General features: G+C 38.9%; 11 protein-coding genes. 5 read left to right on the top strand and 6 right to left on the bottom strand.

The window, feature by feature from the left end; all coding sequences use genetic code 11:
* Positions 1-54: 54 nt before the first annotated feature.
* The 6 genes from ACJJVZ_RS00445 to ACJJVZ_RS00420 form a co-directional block, all read right to left on the bottom strand.
* Positions 55-1,497, bottom strand: coding sequence for a diguanylate cyclase (locus ACJJVZ_RS00445; RefSeq protein ID WP_405597160.1), 1,443 nt, complete (start codon positions 1,495-1,497; stop codon positions 55-57).
* Positions 1,498-1,894: 397 nt separating this feature from the next.
* The gene (locus tag ACJJVZ_RS00440; RefSeq protein ID WP_405597157.1) at positions 1,895-2,950 is read right to left on the bottom strand and encodes a ChuX/HutX family heme-like substrate-binding protein; all 1,056 of its coding nucleotides are present in this window, start codon (positions 2,948-2,950) and stop codon (positions 1,895-1,897) included.
* Between the two features lie 44 nt (positions 2,951-2,994).
* Complete coding sequence (locus ACJJVZ_RS00435) at positions 2,995-5,088, bottom strand: TonB-dependent receptor domain-containing protein (RefSeq protein ID WP_405597154.1); 2,094 nt, start codon at positions 5,086-5,088, stop codon at positions 2,995-2,997.
* Between the two features lie 404 nt (positions 5,089-5,492).
* Entirely contained in the window at positions 5,493-5,906 is a 414-nt protein-coding gene (locus ACJJVZ_RS00430; protein WP_077535415.1) for a biopolymer transporter ExbD, read from the bottom strand.
* Complete coding sequence (locus ACJJVZ_RS00425) at positions 5,899-6,450, bottom strand: MotA/TolQ/ExbB proton channel family protein (protein ID WP_077535414.1); 552 nt, start codon at positions 6,448-6,450, stop codon at positions 5,899-5,901. The genes ACJJVZ_RS00430 and ACJJVZ_RS00425 overlap by 8 nt, the downstream gene beginning before the upstream one ends.
* A 14-nt stretch (positions 6,451-6,464) precedes the next feature.
* Positions 6,465-7,232, bottom strand: coding sequence for an energy transducer TonB (locus tag ACJJVZ_RS00420; RefSeq protein WP_167368301.1), 768 nt, complete (start codon positions 7,230-7,232; stop codon positions 6,465-6,467).
* 67 nt (positions 7,233-7,299) lie between these two features.
* Between ACJJVZ_RS00420 and ACJJVZ_RS00415 the strand changes: the two genes are divergently transcribed.
* The 5 genes from ACJJVZ_RS00415 (at position 7,300) to ACJJVZ_RS00395 (ending at position 12,764) form a co-directional block, all read left to right on the top strand.
* Positions 7,300-8,217 (top strand): hemin ABC transporter substrate-binding protein, encoded by a 918-nt coding sequence (locus ACJJVZ_RS00415; protein WP_405597150.1) that lies wholly within the window; start codon positions 7,300-7,302, stop codon positions 8,215-8,217.
* Between the two features lie 5 nt (positions 8,218-8,222).
* Positions 8,223-9,278, top strand: coding sequence for a FecCD family ABC transporter permease (locus ACJJVZ_RS00410; protein WP_405597148.1), 1,056 nt, complete (start codon positions 8,223-8,225; stop codon positions 9,276-9,278).
* Entirely contained in the window at positions 9,278-10,063 is a 786-nt protein-coding gene (locus tag ACJJVZ_RS00405; protein ID WP_405597145.1) for a heme ABC transporter ATP-binding protein, read from the top strand. The genes ACJJVZ_RS00410 and ACJJVZ_RS00405 overlap by 1 nt, the downstream gene beginning before the upstream one ends.
* A 153-nt stretch (positions 10,064-10,216) precedes the next feature.
* Entirely contained in the window at positions 10,217-12,028 is a 1,812-nt protein-coding gene (locus tag ACJJVZ_RS00400; protein ID WP_405597142.1) for a glycoside hydrolase family 3 N-terminal domain-containing protein, read from the top strand.
* A 1-nt stretch (position 12,029) separates the two neighbouring features.
* Positions 12,030-12,764, top strand: a complete 735-nt coding sequence (locus ACJJVZ_RS00395; protein ID WP_193156797.1) for a 5-oxoprolinase subunit PxpA — start codon at positions 12,030-12,032, stop codon at positions 12,762-12,764.
* Positions 12,765-12,780: the final 16 nt, after the last annotated feature.

Here is a 12,780-nt window from a genome sequence, read left to right as displayed (position 1 = left end):
TTAATAAAAATAAAAAGCCTCTGTATTAATTTAGAGGCTTTGTGATCAGGTGACTTAACTTATTTGTGCAACAACGCACTGGTTTCGACCATGTTCTTTTGCATGGTATAGCGCTTTGTCGGCACATTTATACACTTGATCTATGTCGTTGCTATGCTCAGGCCAAGTTGCAATACCTATAGATATAGTTATAAATCCAATGGTTTCCATACTTGTGGATTCAACAGTAATTCGTAATCGCTCTGCTATATTAAGCGCGCTTTCACTGTTTTCATTCGGTAATACGAGCACAAACTCTTCACCACCAATACGCGCTACAATATCGTCTTTTCGAGATAACTTTTTTATGATGTTAGTGAGTGCTTTAAGCGCTTCGTCACCTTTATCATGGCCAAAGGTATCATTTACACGTTTAAAAAAATCGATGTCTATTTCTAAGATTGCAAAGGGTGTTTGTTTAAGCATAAGCTGGTTGAGCAAACCATTTAAACTTCTACGATTATGAGTTTCGGTTAAGGGATCTGTTTGCGCATCGTAACGAAGTTGTCCTATTTGCATTTGCAAAATATTCACTCCTTTGAGCATGGCAAGTTTTAACCTTTGGCTTTCAAAATACCATGATTTAATACTTTTCAACTTTGTAAGACTATTTGGATCATCCAGCGTAGTGGCGCCTTCAGCAAGTTGTTTTAAAGGCCTTGAAATAAAGTGAGCAAATAATCCAATTAAAATAAACGTAATAATAGCCATAGGTAACGTACGCTTTATAACCTCAACTATTAATAAATCAAGCGATGCAAGTGTGGCCTTAACTGGTCGTTGAGCAACAATTCCCCATTGTGTTAGTGCAACAGGCGCGAAACCAGCAAGCATTTCATTACCCTGACTATTTAAAGCCATAGCAGTGCCTCTTTCTCCTGCAACCACTTTATCTATAATGGCATTATTAGCGATATAAGTACCAATACGATCGTGATCTGGGTGATAAAGTAAGCGTTTATTTACATCAACCACATAAATATAGGTGCCTCCTTTATAATAGTGCTGCTCAAGTAGGCTATTTAAAATGTTGCGCTCTTTTAAATAAAGAGTTCCGCCTACATAACCCAAATAATCGCCTTGTAAATTAAATAGCGGGTATGAAATAGAAATAATCAAATTTCCCGCAGCCGACATATAGGGTTCACTAATTAATGGTTTTTTTTGTTCCAAGGCCTGCAAGGCCCCTGTTGAATAAATTGGCTTGTCGATAATTTGAGGTAAATCAGGTGAGGTGGCAGCAATAATACCGCGCTTATTAATAACCACAGAGTTAAAGCTATTTGTTTGTAAATTTAATCTTGCTACTTCTTCTTGCAAAAGCGCATCATTATTTATACTCAGCTCTATTTTTTTAGCTGAATAAGCTAATTGCTGCATTGCCGCCTCTAAAAAGTTATCGGTTGCAGATGCTAGCTTGTTAGCATAAGCGTAGTTACTTTTTAATGTGTAGCTCATTAGCTGCTCTTTTTGCACCTGATAGGTAGAATAAAAACTACTTACAAGTGTGCTTACAGAAGCAGTAAGTGCTAACAATAAAATAAGAAACCTAAGGTTTAAAGCAGGTAGTAATTTGTATAACAAATGCGTATCGCCCACAGTACAAACAATTATGTGTGTACCTTTTTGTATATTATACCAACAATTATAACTGCTTAATGCCCTATAATCTAATTACTAAACTCAAAAAACCTCTAGAACGAACCCAAAGTTTAACTTTTATGCACTGTTGGTCGTCTATTTATAGAAAGTAGCCACACGATACAAGCGTGGCCTTGCTCAGCAACTAAATACACTACAATTAATTGAACCTTAATATAAACAGCCCTAGATTTATTGTTTAGCTTTGTCTAGTTCAGGCGTCTAAGCGCTGTTGCCAAAGCTGCTCACACAAAGTAACCCATTTATTTGATTGCTTATTACCTTCGGTTCTGCGGCCAAACAATGTCAGTACTGTGTTACCTAAGCTGTCAAAAAACTCGATAGAATGAACAACAACGTCACCATTATCGGTTGGTTTTTTTACAACAAATGCACGAGCAAAATCATCACTCCTCACATGTAAATTAAAGCCCTCATCAAGCACGTTATACCATGGGCCAACTTGCTTTAAATTATTTAGTGTGCCTGAATATATTTGCACTGCGGCATCATTATTAACAAAAATCATTACCTCATTTTGCTGTTTTTTTAACGTTTCAAATATATAAGGCAGGCTTATTGGGAGTATTTCTTGTGCCCAATGAGGTTGAGCTATTTCAAGGGCCTGTGTTCTACATACATCAAATTTGGTTAATAATGCGGGGAAATGATGTACATCTTGCAGGTTTTCCCATGCGTTTAAAAAGTCTGCCAGATCAATATTTTCTTGAGGCTTAAATGTTAAAGCCTTTACAATTTTTGGCTCTATTGCTAACACATTACTTTGTTCGCAATCACTGTATTTATTAATTAATGCTTCGTATGCTGCTAGGTTTGTTTGCTCAGTGCTAAAAATTTTATGAACGGCTTGCCCATATTTATCAAAGCACTGAATACTCACCATATTATTTAGCTTAACGGCGAATACACTCGCCCATTTATACAAAAATAATCTTAAGTCAATTCCGCCAGGGTTTATGGCTATTGCCATTTTTTGCTCATTACGTTCTGATGTATATAATTTCTCGTAACACCCTTTAATTTCATTAATCACTAGTTCGTTTCGGGTCATTGCCATAACATGCTCAAGCTTTTTTAAGCCTTTGAGAATGCTTTCAATATGATTTATGTCGAGTTTAATTGCATTAGTACCAACTTGAGCTGCAACTAATTGCGCCTCGGTGGTATTTAGCTTTAAAGCAGCGTCAACAGCTCTAATAGTAGGCTGCTCTGCTTTTAAAGCTTGGTATTGATTAAATAATGTGTTCATTATGTGCTCCTAAAAATGCAGCAACATTTACATGCTGCTGCAGCTTAAAATTTAAAGCTAATCTGTGTTTTAATGTTACGACCAATACCGTACTCACCAATTCCACCACCTGTACCTGCAATTACCTGATATTCTTTATCGAATAAATTATCAATTGCAACTCGTGCGCTCCAGCTTTTGTTTATATCCCAACTCGCGTTCATACCTATTAGCGTATAGTCTTTGTGTTGCTGCTCTACGCCATTAATGAGCACTGTTCGTTTGTCTACATTTTGAATTCTCAAACCGGTTTTAATGGTATCGTCAAAAAAGTGTAAACCAACACTTAGTGCAAGCTTGTCGGCAGGTAAATACCATAAAGGTTTATTGTTTTCGTTTTCACCAGAAATACGGCTATAAGAAAAGTTGGCATAACCAAGGGTATGCGCATAATTAACCTCAAACTCAATGCCATCACGTTGATTGTCACCAATATTGCTATAGCGTGGCGCTGGTGCAGGGTTTGTAGCGCTATTCGTGTTTGATTGAATTTCATCATTTACATCTATATCAAAATAAATGAAGCGAGCAGTTAGTGCGTCTCTACTAGTCAATACATTCGCTGTTTGGTAGCTCATGCCAACTTCTTTATTCGTGCTATTTTCTATTTCTAAACCTAAAGCAGGATTACGACCGCTGTATTGGTCGTATAGCTCGTCAATTAGCGGCGCTCTAAAGCCTTCTTGGTAACTTGCAAAAATAGCGAACATTTTGTTTATTTGATAGTTAGCCGTAACAGCGGGGACAACTTGAGAGTGTTCGGCTTGAGTATCTAGATTATTAAATATTTGGTTAAAACCGCTGGTTGCTGTTGTCTTATATTTCTCAAAACGAAGACCCCCTGTAAGCGTCAGATCTTGCCACGTAAATTCATCTTGAATATACACACCTAAGCGCTTTTGAGTGCCTCCTGGCTGAGAAGTAATTTCAGCTTGTACCGCGTTATTTGCGTATTCAACACACTGATACGTTTGCCTATTTAGATTAAGGCAAGGATAACTGAGCTTTGTACCGATTCGCTCTTTATCTGAATACTGAATCCCATACGTTAATGTATGCTTATTAAAAACAGAGGTATTTGCAATATCTAATGTTGCTATGTTGTATTCATAATTAGAGGCAATGCCAATAAAATCTTTTAATGTACCTAAACCATCGCTCTCTGTCACTTGACTTTGACTATACCCAAAACGGGCATTTAAATTAACATACGGGTTATGTGCAGGGTTGAGCTCATAACTTAAATTAGTAACCGATTGATCTATCGTTCTATAAACTGTGCCCCACGCACCAGGATCCGTGGTATTAAACTCAGTCCGTTGGCTGTCTTCACTTTTTGTGTATGAAAGCCCAATTAACGAGTCTTCATTTAAATAGTATTCGCCTTTTAATAGTAGCGATTCAGCTTCAATTGCTGAGTTATCCAATGTTTTCCCGTTAGATAATTCAAAATCATCACTGCTTCGTTTTACATAGGCTGCAACGACATCAAGCGATTCTGTAGGTCTTGCGTAGGCGTATACTGCACCATTCTTTTCATTATTATTTCCATGGTGACCAAGCTTAATTTTAGCGCCCGCTTTTTCGTTAGGTGCTAAAAAGTCACTTGCATCTTTAAGCTCCATTTCTACTACACCACCTAAAGCGCCACCACCATGTAACACGGTGCTTGGTCCGCGCTTTATGCTTACTGAGCGGTAAAGTTCGGGGTCAGAAAAAAAGCTCCCCATTCGATATTTTTCAAATGTTTGAATTGCACCATCAACACTTATTAATACATCTTCTGCATCACTAAAACCGCGCACACTAAACTTTTGGCCTCCGCTTCTTGGGCCACCCGTTGACGTAACATTTGGCACATTAATAAGACTATCAAACACAGTACTTGCAAGTACCCGTGCTATTTGCTGCTGTGTAATTACGTTAACGGCTTGAGCTGAGTTTAAGGCTGATTTGGCGGTACGCGTTGCCGTAACGGTTACTGCATCAAGGGTGGTGATTGGAATTTGATTGTCTAAGCTGTCTATTACTTTTATCTCAGCAGCCATAAGAGGCATTGAAACGCTGGCAATACATAAAGCCAGTTTTGAAAGGCGCATAATTTACTCCGTATAATAGTTTTATTTTGTTTAAACACGGCTGGTCGGCCATATTTTATTACTTTATGCTTAAGACATAGCCCCTAGGGCCTGTTTATCTTTCGAGGTTAAATTTGCAGCAGTCTGTTTGGTATTTAGGCAAGGCAGAGCCTATGGTGTGTGGTTACTCCCCATAAATAGGCGATAACGCAGCATAAATGCCAAACATGCGCTGCCCTTTGGGTTCTGCCTAGGGGCAATTTACTCTTTGTTGCTCGGTTTTTACTTAGCCCATAGGTTACAAACCTCACGCCGCGATTAAATCGCCCCTAGATTGAACAAATTTTAATCCTAAAAGGTCAACAGGCCCTAGTAGTCTCAAGCCGCTGCACTATAACAAAATAAAACTCAAATGATAATCATTATCACTCGCTTTTAACTAAAATATTTGCAACTTGGTATTTCTCTCTCGACAAAGCGGCCAATAGCACAACAAGCTCACCACTTGGTACTTGCTCATCAACGGCTAAATAAAGTGGGATATCTTGTTTTTCTGCTTTTAATGCTGTTATAGCACTACTTAACGAGTCATAGAGTTGGTGGTCAAATCCATATTGTGTTTTTTTATTATGAATACGTACACTCAACACTTGCACATCAGATTGCTGTACCGGCGTACTGGTATTTTTTCCTGTATCAGGGAGAGTTACATCAAGCATATTTAATTTTACTGCCGCAGTGAGTAGCAAAAACACCAACAAAATAAACAGCACATCTAATAAGGCTGTTAAATCAGGTAATAAAGGAGGGGTTGAATTATTTTTGGGCAGCTCAAGCATGCGGGCATTCATTAAATGTAAAGGTATAATTTAGATGATTAATAACACGTGTAAATTCATTTTGTAGAGCATCCAACATGCCATTTAATAAGCCACTTGCTAATAAGCATGGAATAGCAATAACTAATCCAGCCATAGTCGAATACATCGCCTCCCATAGTCCATCGGCGAGTAATGCAGGGGTAACAGCTTGATTTGTTTGTGCTATATTTTTAAACATAAGGACTAATCCCCACACAGTTCCTAATAAGCCCATTAATGGGCTTAAAGAAGCAAGTAAACTAAGTATATTTAAACGCTTACGCCAGTTAACTAAACAATCTTGTAAGTACAACTGGCACCACTGCAGACGCTGTTCGCTTGGTTGTTGTTGTTTACTCTTAAGCGCCTTTGCAAATTGACTGTGCCCAGCTTTATGTTGCTGTAACTGCAGCTTAGCAACGAGCATTACGAAACTGCGCTCAAGTACAATAGCCAGTGCAATTATCGATAAACATAATAACGGCCAAGCCATTATACCAATGGCATTAAATATAAATTTCATACGATCACTCTTAATTATACGTTTAACGAAAATTTAATTGGCACACTAAACAATGCTTTTACTGGATGGCTATTTTTTAATACAGGATAAAACTGCCATTGCGCCACATTATTAAGTGCAGCCTGATCAAGTTCTACAAAACCACTGCTTTTGATCAGCGTAAGCTTGGCTATTTCTCCATTTTTATTTAGTTCTATTTGCAACATGGCGACACCTTCATAACCTCTTTTCTTTGCACGTAATGGATAAGATAAAGTAGGTTTTGGGGCTTTAAATAAAGGTAGCTTTGCAATGTTCACTAGTTCACTGGTCGCTGAATTTTGTTTACTTAACTCAGCTGCAGAAGCCATCTGTGTCGGCGTTTTTAAAGAGTCAGCCTTAACGCTTGCTGCTGTTTTTGAAGGTTTCCGCTGCACAGGTTTCTTTTTGGCGACTGTTTGCTGATTAACTGTTTTCTTTGTTTGTGGTTTTATTTTACGAGGCGGCTTATTTATAACCGATTTGCTTATAATTTTGCTATCTGGCTTTGTTGTTTTACTAACGTGCCGCCTTTGACCTGAAAACATTGTACTCGCTGTAGGCTCAATTACAGCTTGGGGCTGCTCGCTTGCTTTTACCAAGAGGCTTTTGCTTATCGCGACTTGTGAATTAATCAGATTAATTGAGACTTTATCGGCTCTTTGCCCCTGTAAAAACGTAATAGGGGTGTGCGTCTCGGGTTGAATAAACAAACCAATAAAGTGGAAAAACCCAGATAGAATGATAAAAATAGTAAATTTCATATCTTTTAAATATAAATGATAACTGTTATTATTTGCATTAACCAATGGTATCAATATCGGATTTGTTATGAAACCCCTATTTACATATTTAGTCATCGCTAGCTTTTTAATCACTACGAACATATCTCAAGCATTAGAACCTACCCCGCAAAGAGTCGTAGTATCTGGTGGTTCAATAACCGAAATAATTTATGCACTTGAAGAACAAGATCGCATTGTAGGAGTCGACAGCACTAGCATGTTTCCTATTGCTGCAACACTAAAGCCGCAAATAGGTTACGTACGAAAGATAAGCACTGAAGGCATACTCTCTTTAATGCCCGATCTTGTTTTAGGGGAAGCCGACACTGGGCCAAAAAAAGTCGTCTCGCAACTACAAAGTACGGGCGTAAATATGGTTATTCTCTCAGAGGAAGATAACTTTTTAACCATAGAGAATAAAATTAATCATATTGCAAAATTGCTTAATGTACCTGCTAAAGGCCACACTTTAGCAAACAGCCTAAAAGCCGATAGAGATGCACTACGCTATGTTTTATCACAATCTGACTATAAACCTCGCGTGCTCTTTGTTTTAAGCGTTCGCAGTGGGCAGCCTATTGTTGCTGGGGCGCATACCTCTGCAAATGAGTTAATTAATGCTGCTGGCGGCATTAATATAGCTGAAAAGCACTTAGATAACTGGAAACCACTTTCTAGCGAAGCTGCATTAGCATTTAACCCCGATGCAATTATAACGATGGGCCGTCATGGTGATGACCCTCTTACCGACATAGCCAAATTAGCTCATTTTAAGTTCTCTAACGCAGCAAAAAATAAACAAGTATATAGTTTTGATGGCAGTTACTTATTGGGTATGGGTCCACGTACTCCGCAGGCCGTAGTTGAACTTGCCAGCGTATTACACCCCAGTACTCAACTGCCTACTGGTTATAAGTTTCGCTTTGCTAAAACCTCTCAGACAACAACTGAATTAAGCGAGTAATCAACATGCTTGCATTAGGCAGTACCATGCTCACAGGGCATAAACAGCGCAAAATGGCGATCCCGTGTTTACTCATAGCCTGTGTTTTAATGTTTTTTACGGCGCTTAGTCAAGGTGGGGTTAACTTAAGTTTTAGTGAAATAATCGCCATTATTAACAATCTTGAAAGTGATAGTTTAAAAAATGCAATTATTTGGCAAATTCGTTTACCACGTATTGTATTAGCAATGGCGGTAGGTGCAGGCTTGGCTGCGTGTGGCGCTGCTATGCAAGCTATCTTTAGAAATCCATTAGCCGATCCTGGTTTAATTGGCGTATCCAGTGGTGCTGCACTTGGCGCGGTAGCAACCATAGTATTGGGCACCAGTCTATTTACTAATTTTAGTAACACTTTTGGCGTTTACGCTGTGCCTATAGGCGCTTTTTTGGGCTGTATTGCTGTATGTGTGTTTATTTATAGATTAAGTGCGCACAGTGGCCAGTTTACTATTATTAGCTTATTGCTTGCAGGAATAGCCGTAAATGCAATAGTTGGTTCATTTATTGGCGGGCTCACTTTAATTAGTAACGAGCAGCAACTTCGGGACCTTACGTTTTGGAGTATGGGCTCGCTTGCTGGCAACCATTTTGCAATGATGCTGCCATCCCTTTGTATTATTGTCATTAGTATTTCGCTGTTAATGCGCTTAGCTAAACCACTCAACTTATATTTACTTGGCGAAGCACAAGCTAAACATTTAGGCATAAATGTTACACGTCTCAAAAAACAGGTCTTTATTTGCACTGCCCTTTGCACAGGTGCTGCGGTATCAATTACTGGCATAATTGGCTTTGTAGGCTTCATAGTGCCTCATATTGTGAGATTAATATTAGGACCCGATCACCGTTACTTAATGCCCGCAAGTATATTAGGTGGGGCATTATTACTAAGCTTTGCCGATTTATTTGCACGTACTGTGATGCTACCCGCTGAACTTCCAATTGGTTTAATAACGAGTGCAATCGGTGGTCCATTCTTTTTACTAATGCTATTAAAAACATACAAAAAACGGAGTCACTAATGCTGTATGCTAACAATATTTCTGCACAAGTCGGCTCAAAATGCTTACTGAATAATGTTGATTTTTACGTAAAACCAAAAGAAGTCATTGTCATTGTTGGTCCTAATGGCGCTGGTAAGTCATCGTTATTAAAAGCGCTTTGTGGCGACATTAAACTGACACAAGGCAGTATTTTGCTTGACGAGCAACCATTGCATACATACACAGTTGAAGATTTAGCTACGCGCCGCGCCGTATTAACTCAAAATTATGAACTCGATTTTCCATTCACAGTAAGCGAAGTTGTTGATATGTCTCACTTTGCTCATCAAATGCAATATAGCCGACAAACTTTGAAGGAATTTTCAAACCAAGCCATTGAGGCGCTTGGCATTACGCATTTAAAAGATCATACTTTTACGCAACTCTCAGGCGGAGAAAAGCAACGAGTTCAGCTAGCCCGCGTGCTGTGCCAAATTCAACCTACTTTAAAAATAAATAAACCGGCCTACTTACTCATCGACGAGCCAACATCAAGCTTAGATATTTTTCATCAGTACGATGTAATGGCTCAAGCCAAAAATATTGCACAACAAGGTGCCGGTGTTGTGGCAGTGATCCATGACCTATCATTAGCGGCAAGTTTTGCCGATAGAATTTACATGATTAATAACGGTGTAATTGAAGCAACGGGCCTTCCTGAGGAAGTATTAACCGCAGAGCGACTTAAGCACGTTTATAATATTAACGCTCAGCTCAATAACAGCGTGCCAAATATGCTTCCACATATACAAATTAGTTGTTAAAAACAAGGTTTATAAAAACGCCTTCTGTATGGCTTTGCAGTTGCTTCAAAAAGTAGATAAGCTGCATATACTTATCTATTTTATTTAGCCTTGGAGTCAGTTTTGCTAAATAAGTATGTTGTATCGTCTATCGTTTTTTTATCTGGGTGCTTAATGCCATTACAATCTTCCTTTGCTAAACCTGTACTTTCTCTTGAGCAACAACTTGGCCAAAAACTTATGGTTGATCTTCGCTATTTTTGTGAGCAAGGCAGCAGTAAACAATGCAGAACACCTTTAACTCAATTACCAAACGAGCTTGCACAGGCAATTACAAAGCATAATATTGGTGGTGTTATTTTATTTTCTGAAAATACCCAATCAATTGAACAAATAATTACCCTTAATAACCAATTACAAGCTGCAGCAAGCCAATCCAGTAGTAAACTGCCGTTATTCATATCAATAGATCAAGAAGGCGGACGTGTCGCTAGACTACCACGTGATGTCGCCACCTCATTTACAGGTAATATGTCGATTGGTGCTACATATAAAAAACACGGAGTAAGCTTTGCGACTAAAACAGCCACTGTCATTGCTAAAGAGCTGAGTACTTTAGGTATAAACGTAAATTACGGCCCGACTGTTGATGTAAACATGAACCCTGACAACCCCGTTATAAACGTACGTTCATTCGGAGAGAACCCTGCAATAGTAGCTGAACTTGGCGCTGCGCAGGTTGCAGGCTTTGAAAACAACGGTGTTATCACCTCGTTAAAACACTTCCCTGGGCACGGCGATACAAACGTAGATAGCCATACAGGTTTACCCAAAGTAAACCATTCTAAAGAGATTATTTATGAGCAAGATTTAGCACCGTTTAAACACATTATCGCCAAACAAAACCCTGGTATGATAATGACGGCGCATATTCAATACCCAGCCCTTGATAGCACCACGTTTGTAAGTGTTGATGGTAAAACGATGATAAAGCCCGCGACTATGTCACGTAAAATCATTACTGATATTTTACGAGGCGAGCTTAATTATCAGGGTGTTGTAATAACGGATGCACTTGATATGGCAGGTATTAGCCACTTTTTCACACCCACTCAAGCGGTGATCAATACATTTTTAGCAGGTGTTGATATAGCTCTGATGCCTATTGAAATTAGAACACCAGACGATTTTATAAAATTAGATGAATTGATTAAAAGGCTTGTTGACGCAGTCAAAGCAAAACAACTAAATGAGCAGGAAATATCACAATCGGCTCAGCGTATCGTTTTACTTAAAAACAAATTTGAGTTAAGTACTCATTTTGACCCTATCAACGCACTCATAAATGCAAAGCAAACAATTGGCAGTGCAGCACATCGTGACATAGAAGCGCAGCTTGCTGTAGAGGCAATAACGCAAGTTAAAAATAAACAAAACACTTTACCGCTTAATCTTAAATCGGGTCAGCATGTGCATATTATTATGCCTGACACACGTAAATGCATGGCAATGCAGCAAGCGATTGAAGCTATAAGTGATAAAAAGCTCAACTATACCTGTAGTAGTCTCCAAGGATTTAATCCACAACAAGCACATGCAGATATTACTACTGCCGACGTGATCATTGCTGGTAATGCCACGCCCAATCAAAGTGCGGTAGAAATTGGCGGTATGGACGATTTAAAAGACGATCCTAATTTTGCACTTAATAATGCAGAGCAACCAAAAGCCCTTAAATCATTACTCAACTTTGCTAAAACTAAACATAAAAACACTGTATTTATAAGCCTCAGAGCGCCTTACGATATTGCCGAATTTGGCGATTATGCCAATGCTGTGCTCGCATCATATGCATACAATATTGATGTAGATAAAGACGATATGGTAGCGGGCCCTGCTTTTACAGCGCTTGCGAAAGTACTATTAGGGAAATCGCCTGCTAACGGCGTATTACCTGTCACGATAAAACCGCAAGAAGCGCACTAATATGAAACTTAACTGTGATTTAGGAGAAAGTTTTGGTGCATGGAAAATGGGCCTTGATGATGACGTAATGCCACATATTGATATGGCTAACATTGCCTGTGGTTTTCATGCCGGCGATGCCGATGTAATGGCAAACACGCTGGCGCTTTCCAAACAGCATAATGTACAAATTGGCGCTCACCCAAGCTACCCAGATTTGCAGGGCTTTGGTAGACGTTCAATGGTGCTTAGCGAAAAAGAGCTTACAAATTGCCTACACTACCAAATTGCGGCCCTTGAAGGCATGGCAAAAATACAAGGTTTAACTCTTAGCTACGTAAAACCACATGGCGCGCTTTATAACGATATGATGAATAACGAGGAAATATTACAAACCGTTATAAGTGCTATTGCTAATTACCCTAGCAATTTAAAATTAATGATTTTAGCCACTGAAAATACCCATAAGCATACTCAAATAGCTAAAGACTTAGGCGTTGAGCTAATACTCGAAGCATTTGCCGACAGGCAATATAACGATGACGGGCAGCTAGTTTCACGAAAACTGCAAGGAAGCGTTCACAACAAAATAGCTTTATTAGAACAAGTTACTCAACTTTTATCCGATGGTAGCGTGACAACACGAACAGGAAAAAAATTAATGCTTAATGCACATAGCTTATGTGTACATGGCGATAATGCCGATGGCATCGCACTTATAAAAGAGATTAAAGCGCTTTGTAACTCAGCCAATTAGGCTTTTCACACAACCT

Source organism: Pseudoalteromonas sp. Ld19, from assembly GCF_045064135.1.
GTDB lineage: Bacteria > Pseudomonadota > Gammaproteobacteria > Enterobacterales > Alteromonadaceae > Pseudoalteromonas > Pseudoalteromonas aliena.
This window is presented reverse-complemented; position numbering and strand designations above follow the sequence as displayed.

Bases quoted from the DNA above. Each gene is read 5' to 3' on its own strand.
- ACJJVZ_RS00445 (WP_405597160.1), bottom strand. From the start codon at position 1,497: ATGAGCTACACATTAAAAAGTAACTACGCTTATGCTAACAAGCTAGCA.
- ACJJVZ_RS00440 (WP_405597157.1), bottom strand. From the start codon at position 2,950: ATGAACACATTATTTAATCAATACCAAGCTTTAAAAGCAGAGCAGCCT.
- ACJJVZ_RS00435 (WP_405597154.1), bottom strand. From the start codon at position 5,088: ATGCGCCTTTCAAAACTGGCTTTATGTATTGCCAGCGTTTCAATGCCT.
- ACJJVZ_RS00430 (WP_077535415.1), bottom strand. From the start codon at position 5,906: ATGCTTGAGCTGCCCAAAAATAATTCAACCCCTCCTTTATTACCTGAT.
- ACJJVZ_RS00425 (WP_077535414.1), bottom strand. From the start codon at position 6,450: ATGAAATTTATATTTAATGCCATTGGTATAATGGCTTGGCCGTTATTA.
- ACJJVZ_RS00420 (WP_167368301.1), bottom strand. From the start codon at position 7,232: ATGAAATTTACTATTTTTATCATTCTATCTGGGTTTTTCCACTTTATT.
- ACJJVZ_RS00415 (WP_405597150.1), top strand. From the start codon at position 7,300: ATGAAACCCCTATTTACATATTTAGTCATCGCTAGCTTTTTAATCACT.
- ACJJVZ_RS00410 (WP_405597148.1), top strand. From the start codon at position 8,223: ATGCTTGCATTAGGCAGTACCATGCTCACAGGGCATAAACAGCGCAAA.
- ACJJVZ_RS00405 (WP_405597145.1), top strand. From the start codon at position 9,278: ATGCTGTATGCTAACAATATTTCTGCACAAGTCGGCTCAAAATGCTTA.
- ACJJVZ_RS00400 (WP_405597142.1), top strand. From the start codon at position 10,217: ATGCCATTACAATCTTCCTTTGCTAAACCTGTACTTTCTCTTGAGCAA.
- ACJJVZ_RS00395 (WP_193156797.1), top strand. From the start codon at position 12,030: ATGAAACTTAACTGTGATTTAGGAGAAAGTTTTGGTGCATGGAAAATG.